The sequence below is a fragment of the Sphingomonas sp. S-NIH.Pt3_0716 genome, from assembly GCF_003950715.1.
Classification (GTDB): domain Bacteria; phylum Pseudomonadota; class Alphaproteobacteria; order Sphingomonadales; family Sphingomonadaceae; genus Sphingobium; species Sphingobium yanoikuyae_A.
Genome location: NZ_QLJK01000008.1, coordinates 1 through 19,800, shown reverse-complemented (window position 1 = coordinate 19,800; position 19,800 = coordinate 1). Strand labels below are relative to the sequence as shown.

General features: G+C 63.7%; 18 protein-coding genes. 7 read left to right on the top strand and 11 right to left on the bottom strand.

Translation table 11 applies throughout. The features are described from left to right. Position 1: 1 nt before the first annotated feature. The 3 genes from rplS to BRX37_RS08045 all read left to right on the top strand — a co-directional run bounded on the left by rplS (position 2) and on the right by BRX37_RS08045 (position 3,977). Positions 2-370 (top strand): 50S ribosomal protein L19, encoded by a 369-nt coding sequence (rplS, locus tag BRX37_RS08055; protein WP_004208091.1) that lies wholly within the window; start codon positions 2-4, stop codon positions 368-370. A gap of 326 nt (positions 371-696) precedes the next feature. Next, on the top strand, positions 697-3,393 hold the full coding sequence (locus tag BRX37_RS08050; RefSeq protein ID WP_125986217.1) for a TonB-dependent receptor plug domain-containing protein: 2,697 nt from the start codon (positions 697-699) through the stop codon (positions 3,391-3,393). Between the two features lie 68 nt (positions 3,394-3,461). Continuing rightward, a complete protein-coding gene (locus tag BRX37_RS08045) occupies positions 3,462-3,977 on the top strand; it encodes a GNAT family N-acetyltransferase (protein WP_004208089.1) in 516 nt (171 codons plus the stop codon). 1 nt (position 3,978) lies between these two features. Here the strand turns inward: BRX37_RS08045 and BRX37_RS08040 are convergent, their stop codons facing one another. The 9 genes from BRX37_RS08040 to BRX37_RS08000 all read right to left on the bottom strand — a co-directional run bounded on the left by BRX37_RS08040 (position 3,979) and on the right by BRX37_RS08000 (position 11,893). Next, on the bottom strand, positions 3,979-5,250 hold the full coding sequence (locus BRX37_RS08040; RefSeq protein WP_125986215.1) for an MFS transporter: 1,272 nt from the start codon (positions 5,248-5,250) through the stop codon (positions 3,979-3,981). A 172-nt stretch (positions 5,251-5,422) separates the two neighbouring features. Then, a complete protein-coding gene (locus tag BRX37_RS08035; RefSeq protein ID WP_125986213.1) occupies positions 5,423-6,220 on the bottom strand; it encodes a TrmH family RNA methyltransferase in 798 nt (265 codons plus the stop codon). 88 nt (positions 6,221-6,308) lie between these two features. Continuing rightward, positions 6,309-7,304 (bottom strand): sensor domain-containing diguanylate cyclase, encoded by a 996-nt coding sequence (locus BRX37_RS08030; RefSeq protein ID WP_125986211.1) that lies wholly within the window; start codon positions 7,302-7,304, stop codon positions 6,309-6,311. Positions 7,305-7,441: 137 nt separating this feature from the next. Continuing rightward, complete coding sequence (locus BRX37_RS08025; protein WP_004208085.1) at positions 7,442-7,714, bottom strand: HPr family phosphocarrier protein; 273 nt, start codon at positions 7,712-7,714, stop codon at positions 7,442-7,444. Next, positions 7,711-8,115, bottom strand: coding sequence for a PTS sugar transporter subunit IIA (locus BRX37_RS08020; RefSeq protein ID WP_004208084.1), 405 nt, complete (start codon positions 8,113-8,115; stop codon positions 7,711-7,713). The genes BRX37_RS08025 and BRX37_RS08020 overlap by 4 nt, the downstream gene beginning before the upstream one ends. A 22-nt stretch (positions 8,116-8,137) precedes the next feature. After that, a complete protein-coding gene (gene rapZ, locus BRX37_RS08015; RefSeq protein WP_004208083.1) occupies positions 8,138-9,076 on the bottom strand; it encodes an RNase adapter RapZ in 939 nt (312 codons plus the stop codon). Then, positions 9,073-9,507, bottom strand: a complete 435-nt coding sequence (locus BRX37_RS08010) for an HPr kinase/phosphorylase (RefSeq protein ID WP_004208082.1) — start codon at positions 9,505-9,507, stop codon at positions 9,073-9,075. The genes rapZ and BRX37_RS08010 overlap by 4 nt, the downstream gene beginning before the upstream one ends. Before the next feature lie 117 nt (positions 9,508-9,624). Next, positions 9,625-11,220, bottom strand: a complete 1,596-nt coding sequence (locus BRX37_RS08005; protein ID WP_004208081.1) for a HAMP domain-containing histidine kinase — start codon at positions 11,218-11,220, stop codon at positions 9,625-9,627. Then, on the bottom strand, positions 11,189-11,893 hold the full coding sequence (locus BRX37_RS08000) for a response regulator transcription factor (RefSeq protein ID WP_017501611.1): 705 nt from the start codon (positions 11,891-11,893) through the stop codon (positions 11,189-11,191). The genes BRX37_RS08005 and BRX37_RS08000 overlap by 32 nt, the downstream gene beginning before the upstream one ends. Before the next feature lie 284 nt (positions 11,894-12,177). Between BRX37_RS08000 and BRX37_RS07995 the strand changes: the two genes are divergently transcribed. From BRX37_RS07995 to BRX37_RS07985, 3 genes are all read left to right on the top strand, one after another. Further along, positions 12,178-13,779, top strand: coding sequence for a phosphoenolpyruvate carboxykinase (locus BRX37_RS07995; RefSeq protein ID WP_125986209.1), 1,602 nt, complete (start codon positions 12,178-12,180; stop codon positions 13,777-13,779). 126 nt (positions 13,780-13,905) lie between these two features. After that, positions 13,906-14,223 carry a hypothetical protein gene (locus tag BRX37_RS07990; protein ID WP_004208078.1) on the top strand — a complete coding sequence of 106 codons (318 nt, stop codon included), beginning with the start codon at positions 13,906-13,908 and terminating at the stop codon, positions 14,221-14,223. A 137-nt stretch (positions 14,224-14,360) separates the two neighbouring features. After that, a complete protein-coding gene (locus BRX37_RS07985) occupies positions 14,361-15,209 on the top strand; it encodes a ferredoxin--NADP reductase (RefSeq protein WP_097384258.1) in 849 nt (282 codons plus the stop codon). A gap of 245 nt (positions 15,210-15,454) precedes the next feature. Here BRX37_RS07985 and BRX37_RS07980 read toward each other — a convergent pair whose 3' ends face one another. Together BRX37_RS07980 and BRX37_RS27250 are read right to left on the bottom strand one after the other, a co-directional pair. Then, positions 15,455-17,290 (bottom strand): DUF885 domain-containing protein, encoded by a 1,836-nt coding sequence (locus tag BRX37_RS07980; protein ID WP_125986207.1) that lies wholly within the window; start codon positions 17,288-17,290, stop codon positions 15,455-15,457. Positions 17,291-17,428: 138 nt separating this feature from the next. Further along, a complete protein-coding gene (locus BRX37_RS27250; RefSeq protein ID WP_318276638.1) occupies positions 17,429-17,617 on the bottom strand; it encodes a hypothetical protein in 189 nt (62 codons plus the stop codon). 493 nt (positions 17,618-18,110) lie between these two features. Between BRX37_RS27250 and BRX37_RS07970 the strand changes: the two genes are divergently transcribed. Beyond that, on the top strand, positions 18,111-19,568 hold the full coding sequence (locus BRX37_RS07970; RefSeq protein ID WP_125986205.1) for a YecA family protein: 1,458 nt from the start codon (positions 18,111-18,113) through the stop codon (positions 19,566-19,568). Positions 19,569-19,800 lie beyond the last annotated feature (232 nt).

Here is a 19,800-nt window from a genome sequence, read left to right as displayed (position 1 = left end):
CATGAACTTGATCCAGCAGATCGAGGCCGAAAACATTGCCGCCCTGGCGAAGGAAATCCCCGATTTCCGTCCCGGTGACACCCTGCGCGTCGGCGTGAAGGTTGTCGAAGGCGAGCGCAGCCGCGTCCAGAACTATGAAGGCGTCTGCATTGCCCGTTCCAACAAGGGCATGGGCAGCAACTTCACCGTTCGCAAGATTTCGTTCGGCGAAGGCGTGGAGCGCGTGTTCCCGCTCTACTCGCCCAACCTCGATTCGATCACCGTCGTTCGTCGCGGTGTCGTGCGTCGTGCCAAGCTCTATTATCTGCGTGGCCGCACCGGCAAGCGCGCTCGTATCGCCGAGCGCCGCGATACCCGCACCGAAGGTTGATCCTTCAAAACTGTCCTTGACAGTTGTAAAAATGAAACAGGCGGTGGCCCCCAGGGTTGCCGCCTTTTTCTTTGTGTTACAATGATTTGACACGCTGTTTTACGGCATGAATTATTGCGCTTGCGAACAAATTTTTGTGGCCGCCCAAAGGGCCATTTCGCAGTCGATGCAATTATGCCAGCCTGATATTTCCAGATGTTACTGAGTGAAACGCACTGAAATTTCCGATTTCAGGAACGGATAACTGCGTCCATTCCGATCTCATCCGGCAACAAGAAGAGGGGGGTGTCGAAAGGTCTCTAAAAAAAGAAATAGGGGGCTTTTTGATGAAGTATCAGGGTCTGTTTTCATGCAGTGCGATTGCCATTGCACTGTCCTATTCCATGCCTGTTCTTGCGCAGGATGTTGCGCCTCAGGCGGCCGCAGCGGAAACGCCCGGCCAGACGATCATCGTCACGGGCACGCGACGTACCGACCGTACCGTCGCCGAATCGCCGACGCCGATCGATGTCTATTCCGGCGAGGAACTGCAGAAGCAGGGCGTCGCCGACATGAACCAGGTGATCCAGAACCTGGTCCCGTCCTTCTCGGTGGCGCGCTATGCCATTGGTGACGGCTCCTCCTTCGTCCGGCCGCCCAACCTGCGCGGGCTGGCGCCCGACCAGACGCTGGTGATGGTGAACGGCAAGCGCATGCATCGCTCCGCGCTGGTCCAGATCGGCGCGAACGCCCAGTCCGCTGGCGCCCATTCGGCCGACCTTGCGCAGATTCCGGCGATTGCGGTGCGCAGCGTCGAAGTGCTGCGCGACGGCGCTTCGGCCCAATATGGTTCCGACGCGATCGCCGGCGTCATCAACATGGCGCTGCGCGACGATACCGACGGCATTTCGGGCTATGCCCGCTATGGCCAATATTATCGCGGCGATGGCGAGGATTATCAGGTCGCGCTGAACGGCGGTTTCAAGCTGGGCGACAATGGCTTCATCAACATCAGCGGCGAATATGTGAACGCCGGCAAGACCAGCCGCGGCGTCACCCGACCCGGCGCGCTGGAACTGTCGCAGGAGCAGCCCGACATCGGCGTGCCCAAGCTGGCGCAGCGCTATGGCAATCCGAAGATGGAATCCTATCGCTTCTTCGTGAATGGCGGCTTCGACCTGGGCGACGAAAGCAGCATCTACTTCTTTGGCAATTATGGCCACAGCTTCCAGGAAGAGAGCTTCAACTATCGCCAGTCGGTCAATTCCGCCAATTTCGGCCTCAACGGCATTTTCAACGACTATTTTACCGATTTCGACAATACGACGCCGGGCATCCAGACCGGCGCGGCGGGCGGCAATGTCTATGCGCCCAACGATTATGATCCCACGACGCGGGATTATACGCAGGTGTCGGATTGCTCCGATCCGCTGGTCCAGAACTGGAGCTGCGTCTATTCGGGCGGCTTCACGCCGATCTTCTTCGGCAAGATCGACGATATTTCGGGCACCGTCGGCTACAAGGGCACGCTCGGCTTTGGCCTGAACTATGACCTGTCGGGCAGCTATGGCCAGTCGACGCTGAAATATACGATGAACGGTACGATGAACCCGTCCCTGGGCATCACCTCGCCGACCGAATTCTACCTCGGCAAGCTGGAACAACGCGAAACGCTGTTCAATGCGGACTTCAGCTATCCCTGGGAAGTCGGGCTGGCGAGCCCGATCACGATTGCGTTTGGCGGGCAGTATTTCCGGGAATCCTATGAACTGGGCCTGGGCGATGCGGCCTCCTATGCGATCGGGCCCTATACGGGGAACCTGGTCTTCCATCAGGATGGCACGCCGGTGCTGAACGCGGATGGCAGCCAGCTCTCGGTCGCGCTGCCGGTCGGGGCCAATGGCTTCCCCGGCTATGGTCCGGCGATCGCGGGTGAGAGCAGCCGCAATTCCAAGGGCCTCTATATCGACGTGGAAGGCGACATCACCGAAGCCTTCTCGCTGGGTTTTGCCGGCCGCTACGAGCATCTGTCCGACTTCGGCAATTCGACCACGGGCAAGGTGTCGGCACGCTACGCCATCGTGCCGGATGTGTTCGCGGTTCGTGGCACGCTGTCGACCGGCTTCCGTGCGCCGACGCCGGGCCAGACCAACACCAGCAGCATCGCGACCACCTTCAATCCGGGTAATCCCAACGCGATCGAGTTCATGACGCTGCCGGTCGCCAGCCCGGTCGCCCAATATCTGGGCGCGGTGCCGCTGAAGCCGGAAGAGTCGGTCAGCTTCTCGGCTGGTACGGTGTTCACGCCAGCCCCCGGCGCGTCGCTGACGATCGACTATTACAACATCAAGGTGAAGGACCGCATCGGCACCACCGGATCGCGGGTGATCACCGACGATCAGCGGCCCGAACTTCAGGCGCTGGGCCTGGCCAACTATGCCACGGTCAACGAGGTGCAGTTCTTGACCAATGCCTTCGATACCCGGACCCAGGGTGTCGACGTGGTCGGCAGCTATCGCTTCTCGACCGACAGCATGGGGACGTTCAACACCACGCTGGCCTTGAACTACAACAAGACGAAGGTCATCCGCGTCGGGCTGGACCCCGATACCGGGTCGCCGATCATCAGCGATACGCGCATCATGCAGCTGCAGAATACGCTGCCCAAGACGCGCGTGATCCTGACCGAGAACTGGACCAGCGGTGCGCTGTCGGTGCTCGGCCGAGCGAACTGGTATGGCAAGTACAAGGTCTATGACGACGGCACTGGTGCGAACGGCGAAAGCTATGTCAATCAGAGCTTTGGCAGCGAGTTCGTGTTCGATCTGGAAGTCAGCTATCAGCTCAACGACAATTTCACGCTGAGTGCCGGCGCGCAGAACCTGTTCAGCAACTATCCCGACAAATATGACAATCGCGCCGGCGGGCTGGGGCCTGTCTATGCGTCGACGGGTGGTCGCTTCACGGGTGACATCTATCCCGACGTATCGCCCTTCGGCTTCAACGGCGGCTTCTGGTATGCGAAGGTCGGATTCAAGTTCTGATCCCGCATCATCATGATCCGATCGGCCGGTCCCTTGCGGGGCCGGCCGATTTCGTTGCAGGAGGGGCCATGTCCTTGACCAACCGCCTGGCGACCGCCGCCGACGAACCCGCTTTGTCCGCCCTGATGACGCTGGCCATCGAGCAATTGCAGTCGGCCTATCTGACCGCTGCGCAGGTGCAGGCCAGCCATGGCTTCATGGGGCTGGACCGGCGGCTGATCGGTGACCGGACCTATTTCGTGGTGGAGGCGGATGGTGCGATCGCCGGATGTGGCGGATGGAGCCGGCGTGCCACCGCCTATGGCGGCGACCACACGGCCGGGCGCGACGACCGCATGCTAGACCCCGCGACCGAGGCGGCGAAGGTGCGGGCGATGTACACCCATCCCGACCATGTCCGCAAAGGGGTCGGCACGACCATCCTGGCGCTGTGTGAGGCCGCCGCCCGGCAGGAGGGCTTTGCCGCGCTGGAATTGTCGGCGACGATGGCCGGCGTGCCGCTCTATCGCAGCTTCGGGTTCATCGACGTCCGCCCGTTCGAGGATAGCGGCGTGCCGATGATCCTGATGCGCAAGGCAATCTGATTCAGGTGCGGCTGGTCCACCACAGGCCCGCTAGGCTGATGAGCGCGGCCGCCGACATATAGAGGCCGACCAGCGCCACACCCTGCATCCCGATCAGCCAGGTCGCGACGATCGGCGCCAGCGCGCCGCCCAGGATGCCGCCCAGATTGAAGGCGAAGGACGCCCCGGTGTAGCGCAGCTGGGTCGGGAAGAGGGCGGGCAGATAGGCGCCGAGCGGGCCGTAGATGAAGCCCATCACGAACAGAGCGAGGCTGAGCGCGACGAAGATCGGCAACAGCGCCGCGGTGCCGATCAGCGGGCCGAAGACGATGCCCATGACCAGCGTGCCGGCACAGCCCCAGGCGAGGACGCGGGTCGGGCTGCTCCTGTCCGACCACCAGCCGGCGATCACGATGCTGAGCGCCATGAACAGGATGGCGCCAAGCTGGATCGCGAGGAAGATTTCCCGGTCGATCTTGAGCGCGGTGGTGCCATAGCCCAGCGCGAATGCGGTCGCGATATAATAGACGGCGAAGCAGGCGGCGCAGGCGAAGGTGCCGGCGATGGCCGCGCCCAGATGGGTCGAGAGCAGGGTCGCAAGCGGCACGGCGGGCGGCGGTGCTTCCTGCTGCGCCGCGGCGAATTCGGGCGTCTCGGTGAGCTTGAGGCGAACCCAGAGGCCGAGGATCACCAGGACCGAACTGCCCAGGAACGGCAGGCGCCAGCCCCAGGCGAAGAATTCCGCATCGGTGAGGAAGGCACCGAGCAGCAGGAACAGGCCGTTGGCGGCGATGAAGCCGACCGGGGCGCCCAGCTGCGGGAACATGCCGAAGCGGGCGCGCCAGCCTTCGGGTGCATTCTCGACCGCCAGCAGCGCCGCGCCACCCCATTCGCCGCCCAGGCCAAAGCCCTGGCCGAAACGCAGCACGCACAGGATCAGCGGCGCCCAGAAGCCGATCATGAGATAGGTCGGCAGGAAGCCGATCAGCAATGTGCAGCCGCCCATCAGCATGAGCGAGGTGACGAGCGTCGCCTTGCGCCCGATGCGGTCGCCATAATGGCCGAAGACGGCGGCGCCGAGCGGCCGGGCGAGGAAGGCGAGGGCGAGGCTGCCATAGGAAGCCATCAACTGCGCCGAGGGCGAGGAGGCCGGGAAGAAGAGCGAGGGGAAGATCAGGCTGGCGGCGGTGGCGTAGATGTAGAAGTCGTAAAATTCGACCGCCGTGCCGATGAGGCTCGCTGCCAGCACCCGCTTGTGCAGCCACATTGCGCCCATGCCGCTCGTCTTCGTCATCGCCCCCATCCTTCTCAATCCCTTCGCGCCGCCATCCTCCCCTGCAAGGGGAGGGGGACCATTTGCCTGGCAAATGGTGGAGGGGTGTTGCCGCGCGCAATAGGGCGACCCCCCTCCGTCAGGGCTTCGCCCTGCCACCTCCCCTTGCAGGGGAGGATGATGACATTCGCCTCTATTTCCGTCGTTTCTGGTTCAGCAGCTCATAGGCCATGACCGCCGTCGCGACCGCGGCATTCAGGCTGTCGGCCTTGCCCAGCATCGGCATCTTCACCAGCTGGTCGCATTCGGCTTCGTAGCTTTCGGGCAGGCCCTGCGCCTCATTGCCGACCAGCAGGAAGCTGGGGCTCTGATAGCTCGGCTCCTGATAATCCTGGGTCGCTTTCAGGCTGGTGCCGATCAGTTCGCCCGGCCCCTGGCGCAGCCAGTGCATGAATTCGCCCCAGCGGGCCTGGGTGATCGACTGGGTGAACAGGGCGCCCATGCTGGCGCGCACCGATTCGACCGAGAAGGGGTCGACGCAATCGTCGATCAGGATGAGGCCGCCGGCACCGACCGCGTCACCGGTGCGCAATATGGTGCCGAGATTGCCGGGGTCGCGCAGCGACTGGGCGACGATCCAGATGTCGGCGATGTTGCGATCGAGCTTTTCCAGCGGGGTCAGCCGGTCGCGATAGACGCCGACCACGGCCTGGGCATTATCCTTGCCGCTGATCTTGGACAGGATGTCGGGCGTGGTTTCGATCACGTCGCCGCCGTCCGCCTCGATCGCGTCGATCAGGTCGAGCGCGAGCGGGTGGGTGGAGCCGGCATGGAAGAGCATTTCGGGCAGCACGCCTTCCTCGCGCGCTTCGGTCAGGATGCGCAGCCCTTCGGCGAGGAACAGCCCTTCGGCCTTGCGATATTTCTTTTCCCGCAGCGAGCGCACGCGCTTGACCAGCGGGTTGGAAAAACCGGTGATTTCGCGTGCCACGTTCTGCGTCCTGCCTTCTGGTCCGCGACCAGTGCGGACGAAGCGGCCTCTCTATCGAGGGAATGGGAAAAAGGACAGCCTTTCGGTGTCAGTCGGGCTGGGCGGCGTCCGTTTTCGCGATGACCACGCGATTGCGACCGCCATGCTTGGCCGCATAGAGGGCTGCATCGGCGGCGGCGATCCAGGCGTCGCTGCTGATCCGGTCCGGCCCGATCTCGGCAATGCCGAAGCTGGCGGTGACGCGCAGCGGCGGGATGTGGGCGATTTCCAGCGCGGCGATGGCATCGCAGAAACGCTGGGCGGCAGCCCCGGCCTGCGCTGCGTTGCTCTCGGGGAGCAGCACGCCGAACTCTTCCCCGCCCAGCCGCCCCAATATGTCGTTCGGGCGCTTGGTCCGGTCGCAGCAGGCGGCGACCTCGCGGATCACGACATCGCCGGCCGGGTGGCCGTGGGTGTCATTGACCCGCTTGAAATGATCGATGTCGAACAGCAGCAGGCTGGCCGGACGCGCATAACGGCGGAAGAGGGCGATATGCTTGTCCATTTCCGCCACGAAGGCGCGGCGGGTGAGGGCGCCGCTCAGATGGTCGCGCTCGGCGATGCGGCGCAGTTCCAGCTGCTCCACCACCAGAGCGCCGAGATTTTCGAGGATGGCGATCTGGCCGGGATCAAATTCGCGCGGCACGGTATCGATCGCGCAGAGGGTGCCGACATTATAGCCGTCGGGCGTCGCCAGCGGGACACCGGCATAGCTGCGGATGTTGGGATCGCCGGTGACCAGCGGATTGCTGCTGAACCGCTGGTCGGAACAGGCATCGGGGACGACCATCGGCACACGGTCGCGGATAGTGTGGTTGCAGAAGGCGATGTCGCGCGGGGTTTCGGTCGCGTCGATGCCGGTGCGCGACTTGAACCATTGGCGATCGCCGTCGATCAGCGACACGACCGACATCGGCACGCCCAGGATCGACCGGACAAGCTGGGTGATGCGATCAAAGGCGGGCTCGGGCGGGGTGTCGAGAATTTCATAGCGGCCGAGCGCGGCCAGGCGGGCGGCTTCGTCGTTCAATTTCGTGTCGAGCATGGCGCCTATCCACTTGAACCGGTGGCGAATGCTGCCTCCCGATCAGCGGTCGCCCTATGTCGCAAGATGGGGCGGCGGGGCCGTGACGTCAATGTCGGGATGGGAACCCGTCGCGGCAACGCGGCCGCTGGTCGCGCCTATTCCTCGCCGAACTTGTCTTCGACCAGGGCGACGAGCTGGTGAAGGCTGTCATGCGCGTCGGGGCCGGCAGCGCTGATGGTGATGCTGTCGCCCATGGCGGCGCCGAGCATCATCAGACCCATGATCGACGTGCCGGTGACTTCGCTGCCATCCTTGCTGACGGTGATCTGGGCGGGCAGGCCGCTGGCCAGGGTCACGAATTTCGCGCTGGCGCGGGCGTGGAGGCCGCGCTTGTTGCTGATCCTGACTTCCCGGCTGATATCATTCATGAGGTGCTGCCCAGCAATTCCGATGCGACGCTGATATATTTCTGGCCTGCTTCGCGGGCGGCGGCGACGGCGGCGCGCACGTCCATCACCTTGCGGGCGCTTTCCAGGCGGATGAGCATGGGCAGGTTGATGCCCGCGATCACCTCGATCTCGCCGGCCTTGAGCAGCGAGATGGCGAGGTTGGAGGGGGTGCCGCCGAACAGGTCGGTCAGCAGGATGACGCCGGCGCCGTCATTGACGCGCGCGACCGCCGCCGCGATGTCGGCGCGGCGCAATTCCATGTCATCTTCCGGCCCGATGCAGATCGTTTCGATCTGCTGTTGCGGTCCCACGACATGTTCCATGGCCACGACGAATTCCGTCGCAAGCGACCCATGGGTGACGAGTACGAGTCCGATCATCTGCTTCCGCGGCCCACCTTTGTCATGATATTGCTTTCGGGCCTCCCGGTCTGCGCTTCTCCAGACTGTCCTGGGGCGCTGATTCCATATTGCGGTGCGAGACGGTGGGCGAAAAGCCCGCATCTTGCAAGTATCTAGCGACATGTTCGGCGACATGGACCGAGCGATGGCGCCCGCCGGTGCAGCCGAAAGCCACGGTAATATAGGTTTTGCCGGCTTCGGCGTAGCGCGGCAGCAGGGTCGTCAGCAGATCCTGGATCTTGCCCAGCGCCTCCTGATAGGCCGGGTCGGCCTGGATATAGGCGGCGACATCGGCGTCGAGGCCGGTCTTGGGGCGCAAATCCTCGTCCCAGAAGGGGTTACGCAGGAAGCGCATGTCGAACATCAGGTCGACATTGCGCGGCACGCCGCGCGAATAGCCGAAGGAGAGGATGGTCAGCACCGGGTCGGAGAGCTGTTCGCGGGCGAAGCGGGCGCGCATTTCCTGCTGCAGCGCATTGGTCGACAGGCTGGTGGTGTCGATCAGCTGGGCCGACCAGCGGCGCAGCGGTTCGGTCAGTTCGCGTTCGCGCGCGATGCCGTCGGCGGCCGGGCGATCCTGCGCCAGCGGGTGGCGGCGGCGGGTTTCGGCATAGCGGCGTTCCAGCTCGGCGCCCGAGCAGTCGAGGAACAATGTCTCGATATCATGGCCATGGCGTTCGCGCAGCGCTTTGATCCGCTGGACGATAGCATTGGCGTCGAAGCCGCGGGTGCGTGCGTCGATGCCGAGCGCCAGCGGCCGGTCATCCTCGCCGCCATGACCGGCGGGCAGGGGCGTGTCGAGCAGGCGGTCGAGCAGCACCAGCGGCAGATTGTCCACCACTTCCCAGCCCATATCCTCCAGCGTCTTGAGCGCCGTGGTCTTGCCGGCGCCCGACAGGCCGGAGACGAGCAGGATGGTCTTGGGCGCGCTATCGCTCATGTCTTGCCCAGGGCCTTGAGCGCGAGTTCGACCTTGATCGGGGCGGACGCCTCATGCGCGACGACGGCGACCAGCGGAATTTCGACCCCGGCGATGGTACGGGTGGCAGCGTGCATCGGCATGCGTTCGACCGTTTCGGCCAGATCGACGATCAGCGCGACCGGCGAATCGCCGACATGGGGGACGGGCACGATGCCGATGCCGCGCACTTCCATCTTGCCGCTGATGGTTTCGGGGGCGGTGGCGATCAGCCGGCCGTCGACCCGCTTGAGCAGGGTGTAATCGTCGGAAACCAGCGTCGCACCGCGATCGATCAGGCGCAGGGCGAGGTCGGACTTGCCCATGCCGCTTGCGCCATAGAGCAGCACCGAGCGTCCCTCGATCGCGACGGTCGTTGCGTGAAGCGTCTCTGATGAAAGTGCCCGCACCATGTTCCCCTGCCTTCCTGCTTCTAGCCCCAGTTCGCCGCGTTGGAAATCGAATTGCGTCGATTCACGCGACATCGCAGCGGCACATTGTGGCCAGCAGGAATGAACAGCTTATTGCTTTCATTCGGACATTATGCCGGGGTCGCGTTCCACGGCCATGGGCAGGCGGACGATGAAGCGGGCGCCGCTCAGCCTGTCCTCGCGGTCGGCGATGCTGATCTTGCCCTGATGCCCCTCGACGATCGAGCGGGCGATGGCGAGGCCGAGACCCGAATGCTTGCCGAACGCCTCGCCTTCCGGGCGGACGCTGTGGAAACGGCGGAAGACATGCTCCCGCTCGCCCTCGGGCACGCCGGGGCCTTCATCCTCGACGCTGACCAGCACTTCATTGTCGGCGACGGTGGCGATGATCTGGACCAGCCCGTCGTCGGGCGAGAAGGAGATGGCATTGTCGATCAGATTGTCGAGCACGCGGACGATCCGCTGTTCCTCGCCCAGAACGACGGCGACTTCCTTGCGCGGGCGGGCGAAGGCGAGGCGGATGCCGCGCGGCACGCCGCGTGCTTCGCGGGCGAGCACCATGCGCTCGATCAGCAGGCCAAGGTCGATCGGCTCGAACCGGGTGCGGGACAATTGGGCGTCGATGCGGGAGGCTTCGGCGATGTCGGTGACGAGCCGGTCGAGCCGGCGGACATCATCCTGCGCGATCGCCATCAACTGGTCGCGCAGGTCCGGCCGGTCCACCCGTTCGAGCGAATCGAGCGCGGAGCGGAGCGAGGCGATCGGGTTCTTGAGTTCATGGCTGACGTCGGCGGCGAAGGCATCGGTCGCGTCGATCCGCTGGCGCAGCGCATGGCTCATGTCCGACAGGGCGCGGGCGAGCATGCCGATCTCGTCGCGCCGCTCGGGCAGGCGGGGCACGGTGACCTCCCGCGCCCGGCCGAGGCGAACGCGCACGGCGGCACGGGCCAGGCGCTGGAGCGGCTGGACGATGGTGCGGGCGAGGAACAGCGACAGCAGCACAGAGGCGAGGACGGCGGCGGCCAGCACGATGCCCAGGCGCAGCCGTTCGGCGCGGACGATGCGGGTGATGTCGCGCGCATTTTCGGTCGCGAGCAGGCCCGAGCCGTCGCGCACGGCGACGGCGGCCGAGATCATGAAGGTGCGATCGGGCGCGTAGCGGTTCATCGCCTGGGGCTGGCGCGTCTTGGCGGCCAGCACCAGTTCGGGCCAGGCGCTGGCGCGATCGACGGCGGGTTCCTCGAAATTGGGCGGGCGATCGGCGGAGACGACGCGGTCGACCGCCTTGTCGAGGAAGCGGGCGACATGGCGCTGCCATTCCTCTTCCGAGGGCAGGCGCAGTCGATAGCGCGGCGCATCCATGGCGAAGCTGTCGGCCATCAGATTGCCAGCCGCGTCATAGCGGCGCACCCGGTCGCCGGTCTGGCGCGCATAGGCGGCGATCAGCGCATTCTGCCGGTCGGCAGGCGCATTTTCCAGGCCGATGGCGAGCAGCTTCAGCTCGCGCGCCGACTGTTCCAGCCGATCGTCGACGATCCGCGTGCGATAGCTGTCCAGATAGAAGAAGCCGCCCGCCAGCAGGGCGAGCGCGAAGACATTGACCGCCAGGATGCGCGGGGTGAGGCTCAATCGCCCCGACCAGCGCACCGCGAGCGGTGCGTCCTCATTCTTCGGAGAAGCGGTATCCGGCGCCATAGAGCGTGTCGATTGCGTTGAAGTCAGGGTCTACCTCTCGGAATTTGCGACGCAGCCGCTTGATATGGCTGTCGATCGTGCGGTCGTCGACATAGACGTCGTCCTGATAGGCGGCGTCCATGAGCTGGTTGCGGTTCTTCACCACGCCGGGCCGTGCAGCAAGGGTTTCCAGGATCAGGAATTCGGTGACGGTCAGCGTCACATCCTTGCCGTCCCATTTCACCCGGTGGCGGGGCGGGTCCATCTCCAGCCGGCCGCGCACGATCGGATCGGATGGCGGCTCATCGGCGGCTTCGGGCGTGCGGCTGATCTCTGCGCGGCGCAGGATGGCGCGGATGCGCGCGATCAGCAGCCGCTGCGAGAAGGGCTTGGAGATATAATCGTCCGCGCCCATGGCCAGGCCCAGCGCCTCGTCCAGCTCGTCCGCCTTGGAGGTCAGGAAGATGACCGGCATCTGGCTCTTTTCGCGCAGGCGGCGCAGCAGTTCCAGCCCGTCCATCTGCGGCATCTTGATGTCGAACACGCCAAGGTCGGCCGGATTTTCGGTCAGCGCCTTCAGCGCGGCTTCCGGGTCGGTGTAGATGCGCGTGACGAACCCTTCGGTCTGCAGCGCGATCGACACCGACGTCAGGATATTCTTGTCATCATCCACCAGCGCGATGGTTGCGGTCATGCTGCGTCCCGGAACGTCATGATAAAATGGGTGAAGGCATCCAGCGTTAGACGATGGCCGCCGGGCCTGCAAGGAAGGGGCGTTGCAATTGTTGCTGCGACCCGTGCGTCGTTTTTCGGGACGGGCTGTGGTTCGCCCCTATTTGACGGCCGTAACGCAAAGCCCTATGCCGGTATGGCTTGAAGGGGAGGATGTCCGCGCGACAAGGATCGCGGCGCTCCCGGACGGGCCGGTCGCATAAAAAGACAAGCGACTAAGGGACTTTTTACATCAGGAGCTAAGGCGTGCAGGCCAAATCCTCAATCACCCTGGTCGACCAGGGCATCTCCACCCATGCCACCCAGTATTGGAACCTCGGCACTGCGCCGCTGGTCGAGGCCGCGCTTGCCAATGGCGAGGGCATTTTGGCCAAGGACGGCCCGCTGGTCGTCAAGACCGGCAAGCATACCGGCCGCAGCGCCAGCGACAAGTTCATCGTCCAGGATGCCGAAACGCAGGACACCGTCTGGTGGGGCAAGACCAATGTACCGATGACGCCGGCGCATTTCGCCGCGCTGAAGGAGGATTTCTTCAAGGCGCTGGGCGAGAAGGACAAGCTCTATGTCGCCGACCTCTATGGCGGGTCGCAGCCCGAATATCGGGTCAATGTGCGCGTCATCAACGAGTTCGCCTGGCATAATCTGTTCATCCGCACGCTGCTGGTGCGGCCCGACGCGGCTGCACTGGCCGATTTCGCACCCGAATATACCATCATCGACCTGCCGACCTTCGTCGCCGATCCGGCCCGCCATGGCTGCCGCAGTGAGACGGTGATCGCGGTCAACTTTACCGAGAAGCTGATCCTGATCGGCGGCACCCGCTATGCCGGCGAAATGAAGAAGTCGGTGTTCGGCATCCTCAATTATCTGCTGCCGACCAAGGGCGTGATGCCGATGCACTGTTCGGCCAATATCGGCCCGAATGGCGACACTGCGGTCTTCTTCGGCCTGAGCGGCACCGGCAAGACGACGCTGTCGGCCGACGCCAGCCGCACCCTCATCGGCGATGACGAACATGGCTGGTCGGACCAGGCGGTCTTCAATTTCGAGGGCGGCTGCTATGCCAAGATGATCAACCTGTCGGCCGAGGCCGAGCCGGAGATCTTCGCCACCACCAAGCGTTTCGGCACGGTGCTGGAAAATGTCGTGATCGACGAGGAAAGCCGCGAGATCGACCTGGACGACAACTCGCTGGCCGAGAATAGCCGCGGTTCCTACCCGATCGACTTCATCCCGAACACGTCGGAGAAGAATCTGGGGCCGGTGCCCAAGAACATCATCTTCCTGACCGCCGACGCCTATGGCGTTCTGCCGCCGATCGCACGGCTGACCCCGGAACAGGCGATGTATCACTTCCTGTCCGGCTATACCGCGCGCGTCGCGGGCACCGAGATCGGCGTGACCGAGCCGACCGCCACCTTCTCGACCTGCTTCGGCGCGCCGTTCATGCCGCGCCACCCCAGCGTCTACGGCAATCTGCTGAAAGAGCGGATCAACAAGGGCGGCGTCACCTGCTGGCTGGTCAACACCGGTTGGGCTGGTGGCAAGGCGACGATGCCGGGGATCAAGCGCATGCCGATCAAGGTGACGCGCGCGCTGCTCAACGCCGCGCTCGACGGCAGCCTGAACAGCGCCGAATTCCGCACCGATCCCAATTTCGGGTTCGAGGTGCCGGTGGCGGTCAATGGCGTCGACAGCCAGATCCTCGACCCGCGCGCGATGTGGGCGGACAAGGACGGCTATGACGCGACGGCGGCGACGCTGGTGAAGGCCTTTGTCGACAATTTCGCCCAGTTCGAGGAGCATGTCGACGATGGCGTGCGCAGCGCGGCGCTGACGGCGGCCTGAATGGGCGCCTGATCGGACGCAGCAATGTAGTGAAGGGGCCGGGGCGGGAACGCTCCGGCTCTTTTGCTTTTGGCGGGGCGCGCGGCGGTGCTATGCTGCCTGCCTATCATGGCAGCGGAGATTAGCATGGGCATGTTCGACAATCTGATGGGCAATCTGGGCGGGCTGGAAGCGATCGCGCAGAAGGTCGGGCTGGAGCCGGAACAGATGCAGGGCCTGCTGAACGAGATCGGCGCCAAGATCGGCAGCGGCGAGACCAGCGTGTCGGCACTGGCCGAGACGGCGGCCGAGCATGGCGTGTCGGCCGACGCGCTGCAGCAGCTGCTGGGCCAGTTTGGCGGGCCGGAGGCGATTTTGGGCCAGCTCGGCGGCTTCCTGGACCGCGACGGCGACGGCAATCCGCTCAATGAGCTGAGCGGCCTGGCCAAGGGCCTGTTTGGCTGAGAGGTCACGAGGGCGGGCCGGCAAAAGCCGGCCCTTGGCCGCCCCCAAGTTTTTTTGGCCTTGCCTTCGCGATGCGGTGGGGCCATTTGCGGACTACACCATTATTGCGAATGATCCGCAACTAGCGCCGCCCGATCATGGCGGCGCCGACGAAATGCAAGGATAAGGTCTTGACCGACGTGACGATCGAAAAGCCGGTTCTGGAACCCACCGGCGCGCTTTCCGTGGAAACCGTGCTGTCGGTGAAGCACTGGAACGAGCATCTGTTCAGCTTCCGCATCACCCGCCCGGCAAGCTTCCGCTTCCGCTCGGGCGAGTTCATCATGATCGGCCTGAAGGGCGATAACGGCAAGCCGCTGCTGCGCGCCTATTCGATCGCCAGCCCCGCCTGGGACGAGGAAATCGAATTCCTGTCGATCAAGGTGCAGGATGGTCCGCTGACCAGCAAGCTGCAGAAGATCGAGCCGGGTGACCAGATCTATCTGGGCCGCAAGCCGACCGGCACGCTGGTGACCGACGCGCTGCTGCCGGGCAAGCGGCTGTTCATGCTGTCGACCGGCACCGGCCTGGCGCCGTTTCTCAGCCTGCCGCGCGACCCGGACGTGTATGAGTTCTACGAGCAGGTCGTGGTGGTGCATTCGGTGCGCCGCGTGAGCGACCTCGCCTTCCGCGACGAGATGGAAGGCAAGTGGGCCGAAGACCCGCTGGTATCGGAGCAGGCCGCCGGCCAGTTCCATTATGTGCCGACCGTGACGCGCGAAGAATTCCCCAACAATGAGCGCATCGACAAGCTGGTCGAGAGCGGCAAGCTGTTCGAGGGGATTCCGGGTGCGGCGAAGTTCGACCCCGAAACCGACCGGATCATGATGTGCGGCAGCATGGAGATGATCAAGCAGTTCGCGGCCTTCTTCGAGGAGCAGGGCTTCACCGAAGGCTCCAACGCGGCGCCGGGTCAGTTCGTGATTGAGCGCGCCTTTGTAGGCTAAGGGCTGACGTTAGAGAGATAGGAAGGGCCGGGGGAGCGATCCTCCGGCCCTTTTTTCTTTGTGATGGCGCAGTGGATGTTCAGCAGGACGGCTGCTCTTTCATCCTCCCCTGCAAGGGGAGGTGGCAGCACGAAGTGCTGACGGAGGGGTGTCATGCCATCGATAGCGTGACACCCCTCCACCGGCTTCGCCGGTCCCCCTCCCCTTGCAGGGGAGGATGTCATGTCCACTGACGGACGTGTCCGTTACGCCCCCTTCCTCTGGGCGACATAGGCGTCGACATTTTTCGCCAGCACGGTCATCGGCACGCCGCCGCCCTTGACCACGGCGTCGTTGAACAGGCGGAAGTCGAACTTGTCGCCCAGCGCCTGTTGCGCCTGCGCCCGCAGGCGGACGATTTCGCCATGGCCGACCTTGTAGCCACAGGCCTGGCCCGGCCAGGCGCAATAACGGTCGACCTCGCCCTGCACATCCTCGACCGTGGAGCCGTTGGTGGTGGCGAACCAGCCGATTGCCTGTTCGCGGGTCCAGCGCTTGGCATGAAGGCCGGTGTCGACCACCAGGCGGCAGCAGCGATAGGCGATCGACTGGAGATAGCCCAGCCGCCCGGCGACATCGCCATCATAGGCGCCCAGCTCGTCGCCCAACTGCTCGGCATAGAGCGCCCAACCCTCCGAATAGGCGTTGAAGGCGAGCATGGAGCGGATCAGGGGGAGCTTGTAGGTATATTCGCCCTGCCAGATATGGCCCGGAATCCCCTCATGATAGCAAAGCGTCGGCAGCGAGTAGCGCGGCCAGATGCTGGTATCGCGCAGATTGATATAATAATTGCCCGGCACGCTGCCGTCGATCGTGCCCGCGCCGGCATAGGCGCCCGGCGCGCCGGCCTCGATCTCCACCGGCACCCGTTTCACCACCAGCTTGGCCGGCACCAGGGTCGCGAAGGCGCGGGGCAGGCGGGTGCGGATATCGGCCAGGCGCCCGTCGATATAGGAGAGGATCTGCTGGCGACCCTTGTCGTCATTGGGGAAGAGATAGCGCGGATCCTTGCCCATCGCCGTCATCCGCTCGCCCACGGTCCCCTTGGTCATGCCGAGGGATTTCAGCAGCCGGTCCATTTCCGACTGGAGGGCTTTCAGCTGTTCCTGGCCCAGCGCATGCACCGCGTCGGGCGACAGGGTGGTGGTGGTACCGGCCTGCAGCGCCCAGCCATAATAAGCCTCGCCCTGCGGCAGTTTCCATACGCCCGCATCCATGGTGGCAAGGCCGCGCTGGCGGGTGAGTTCGGCGGCCTGGCGGGCGAGGGCGGGGGCGATGGCGGTGCGGGTGATCTGCTGCGCCTTCGCGGCATAATCGCCGTTCATATCCTTCGTGCGGCGCGCGATCGAGGCGACCGGCACCCACTGGTCGATCGGCTGGCCCTGCACCGCCTTCATCTGGCCCAGCGTCTTGTCGAGCAGGAAGGCGGGGGCGACGACGCCGACGCCGGCATCATGCTTCAGACGCTCGGTCTCGCCGTCGAGATTGGCGGCATATTGGGTGAGGCGTTCGAGATAGGCGTCGGCGTCGGCCGGGGTGGCGATGGCGTGATTGGCGTCGAGGAAATCGGGCGTCTCGATGAAGGCGCCGGTATTCTGGGCGACGGCATAGGGCGCGTTGCGATAGGACCAGTTGCTGTTCATCATCGCCATGTCGCCAAAGGGGAAGGCGAAGCCGGCATCGGCCAGTTCATGGGCGGCGCGCACTACCTCCACATCGGTGCGGGTGGCTGGCGACAGGGCGTCGAGATCGACGGCGCGCAGCTGGGTCAGGCGATCCTTCACATGGGCGGCGATCCGGGCCTGGCCGGCCGGGCTCTTGTCGCCGAGGCGCGCTTTGAGCGGGGCGCGGGCGCCGGTGTCGAGGCCAAGGCCGCTCGCCGTTTCGGGCGCATCGGCCAGCATCGCCTCGGCCATGCCGGCGAGCAGGGTTTCGGCACGGGCGTCGGCGGTGGTCGCCTGCGCCAGGGTGCGGGCGGGGAGGGCGGACAGGGCAAGGGCGGAGGAGCCGGCGACGAGGAAATCGCGGCGGGAGGTCGTCATGGGAATTGGGTCTCCGTAGGAAATCACGCGGCTGGCGCGATTTCCGAGTCATCCGGCGGGGCGCCGGGTTGGAAATCGCTCGCTTAACTTCGCATATTTCCCGCACATTTCGACATCTTATTTCCTACTCGCGACAGATCATAATAATCGGGCGATGCAGCCAAGGTCGATCTCCGGCGCGCTGATCGAGAGTTCCGCGACCAGATCGCGCAGGGCGATGCGCTGGCGATGGGGCATGGCGGCGCGGGCGCCGCTGCGCTCGGCACAGATGGTGCGCATCGCCGCCAGCATCACCCGATTGTCGGGCGCGCGGCGATGGCCGACCACCGCGCCGGACGATGGGGCGGACCTGCGCGCAGCGGGTCAGCGCGATCGCCTGGGCACGGGCGGCGTCCAGCCCCATCTCCAGCGCCCAGTCCCAGGCGGCGGCAAAACTCTCCGCCCCCTGTTTCTGCCGCAGCTGATAGGCCGAGCGCGGCGAACAGCCGACGCTGCGCGCCGCCTGCGCCACCACGCCGCAGCGCGCCAGCATGTCGATAAAGGCCCGCTGCGCGGCCGGCGACCAGCCCGACGCGCGCCGGCGCAGCATCGGGACGGAGGTGAAGTGGAGAAGGGGCATGTCGGTCATGCCGGCGAGGCTATCATGGGGCGGGAGGTGTAGGACAGGTGGCGATTTCGGACCGGCGGCTTTCGGGCTCCGTGAGCAGCGAACAGACGTTCAGCCTGCGCAACTTCGCCTAAAGCGATAAGGTTGCTTTCGTCGCCGATACGTATGCCGTAATTATTGGAACGTGCCGTTCCAGCCGTGATATGATCCGCCATGGCCATCTTAAAATCTGAAGGGGTATCACCCACTGAGCGGTTATTGGCGGATTTGTGCGACCGCACCTTTTTGCGCCTTTGGAGTTATCCTAATCCGTGCCGCGACGATGGAAAAGAACTGTGCGACCTGCTCGTCGTCTTTCAGAATGACGTTCTGATTTTCTTCGACCGAGAAAATCGGAGATTTGACCAAAGTCCAGAAGACGTTAATTTGGCTTGGAAACGCTGGCGCAAGGAAGTCATCGACAAGCAGGTTGCCACCGCTCACGGCGCAGAGAGGTACATTCGTTCCGGGCGATCTATCTATCTGGATCCTCAGAAGAAACAGCCATTTCCTATTCCTATCGATCCAGGCCAAGTGCGGTGCCATAAGATCGTTGTTGCGCATGGCGTGAAAGAGGCTTGCAAGCGAGCTTCTTTGGCAAACGTTTCGGGTAGCTTGGCGATCTCCTACGAGGAGAAAGGCGAGGGGGGCGATCACCCGTTTTTCGTGAAGATTGATCGGAACCATCCCGTCCACATTCTCGATACCGAGAATCTGGAAATCGCCCTGACCGAACTCGATACGATCTTCGATTTCACGGCTTATCTGGATGCAAAAATCGGAGCGATTCAGCGTCACTCCCTATCGTATTGCGGTGAGGAAGATGTCATCGCGCACTACTTCCTCAATTTTGACGAGAAGAAAAACCGTCATATGATCGGTACGCTCGACGAGTGCGATACGGTTCATATCGGCGAGGGTGAGTGGTTTGATTTTGAGCGCAGCGAGCCATATGCGCGGCGCAAAGCGGCAAACCAAACTTCGTATTTCTGGGATCGCTTGCTACAGATCACGTCCAGCAACGCGCTCAAAGGTGTGCTTGGTGGAAACAGCAAACCTTTCAACGGCAAGAGCGCCTTGCATTTCATGGCCATGGAGCCGCGGTTTTCTCGGCGGGGCCTTTCCGACTTCATGCTGAAGTCGATAAGAAACTTCCCGGAATCTGATGAGCCATTGGTTCGTAATGTCTCGCTGATGCCCTCATTCTACGAAGGCATGGTGTACGTGTTCCTCCAGCTCAAAGCTTCAGATGATCTCCGAAATTCAGAGACCTATCGGGAGGTACGTTCCGGCATGCTTGAGATAGCGTGTGGCGCTGCAAAGCTCAGAATGCCGACTATTAAGAGAGTGATCGGCATTGCGACTGACGCGCCGAAGTTCGCGGGTAAAACAAACTCCGAAGATTTGCTTTTGATGGAATTTGAGGACTGGAACACAGAACGACGGGCCTACTACGAGGAGGCTAACGAGGAGCTGAGATTTTTCCGGACGCCGCAAATGCAGGCGAGCAAACAAACGATCTCGGAGTTTCCGAGGGCGACTGCGGAACCCAAAGCCCGCGCCAAAGTAGGAAGAAATAAACTATGCGTCTGTGGCTCTGGCGTAAAGTACAAAAAGTGCTGCGGCCGATAGAGCTTACGAGCCTTGGAGGATGAAACGGGCGCAGTGACGCCGTTCGATTTCGAGGCGTTCAAGGCGGCCAAGCGCGGGGCGTAGATCGGCTGTAAGCGCCAAAATCTCCCCACATTTTCGTAGCTGCTGATCTGTCTATGTTTTGCCCCTCATCCGAGGGGTATCGTAGTGGCTGATGATGTAAGAACATTCGAAACAGGTTTCGAAAGGCAGGAGGGCCAGCGGCCCTCGC

Bases quoted from the DNA above. Each gene is read 5' to 3' on its own strand.
- rplS (WP_004208091.1), top strand. From the start codon at position 2: ATGAACTTGATCCAGCAGATCGAGGCCGAAAACATTGCCGCCCTGGCG.
- BRX37_RS08050 (WP_125986217.1), top strand. From the start codon at position 697: ATGAAGTATCAGGGTCTGTTTTCATGCAGTGCGATTGCCATTGCACTG.
- BRX37_RS08045 (WP_004208089.1), top strand. From the start codon at position 3,462: ATGTCCTTGACCAACCGCCTGGCGACCGCCGCCGACGAACCCGCTTTG.
- BRX37_RS08040 (WP_125986215.1), bottom strand. From the start codon at position 5,250: ATGACGAAGACGAGCGGCATGGGCGCAATGTGGCTGCACAAGCGGGTG.
- BRX37_RS08030 (WP_125986211.1), bottom strand. From the start codon at position 7,304: ATGCTCGACACGAAATTGAACGACGAAGCCGCCCGCCTGGCCGCGCTC.
- BRX37_RS08025 (WP_004208085.1), bottom strand. From the start codon at position 7,714: ATGAATGATATCAGCCGGGAAGTCAGGATCAGCAACAAGCGCGGCCTC.
- BRX37_RS08020 (WP_004208084.1), bottom strand. From the start codon at position 8,115: ATGATCGGACTCGTACTCGTCACCCATGGGTCGCTTGCGACGGAATTC.
- rapZ (WP_004208083.1), bottom strand. From the start codon at position 9,076: ATGAGCGATAGCGCGCCCAAGACCATCCTGCTCGTCTCCGGCCTGTCG.
- BRX37_RS08010 (WP_004208082.1), bottom strand. From the start codon at position 9,507: ATGGTGCGGGCACTTTCATCAGAGACGCTTCACGCAACGACCGTCGCG.
- BRX37_RS08005 (WP_004208081.1), bottom strand. From the start codon at position 11,220: ATGGCGCCGGATACCGCTTCTCCGAAGAATGAGGACGCACCGCTCGCG.
- BRX37_RS08000 (WP_017501611.1), bottom strand. From the start codon at position 11,893: ATGACCGCAACCATCGCGCTGGTGGATGATGACAAGAATATCCTGACG.
- BRX37_RS07990 (WP_004208078.1), top strand. From the start codon at position 13,906: ATGGGCATGTTCGACAATCTGATGGGCAATCTGGGCGGGCTGGAAGCG.
- BRX37_RS07985 (WP_097384258.1), top strand. From the start codon at position 14,361: ATGGCGGCGCCGACGAAATGCAAGGATAAGGTCTTGACCGACGTGACG.
- BRX37_RS07980 (WP_125986207.1), bottom strand. From the start codon at position 17,290: ATGACGACCTCCCGCCGCGATTTCCTCGTCGCCGGCTCCTCCGCCCTT.
- BRX37_RS07970 (WP_125986205.1), top strand. From the start codon at position 18,111: ATGGCCATCTTAAAATCTGAAGGGGTATCACCCACTGAGCGGTTATTG.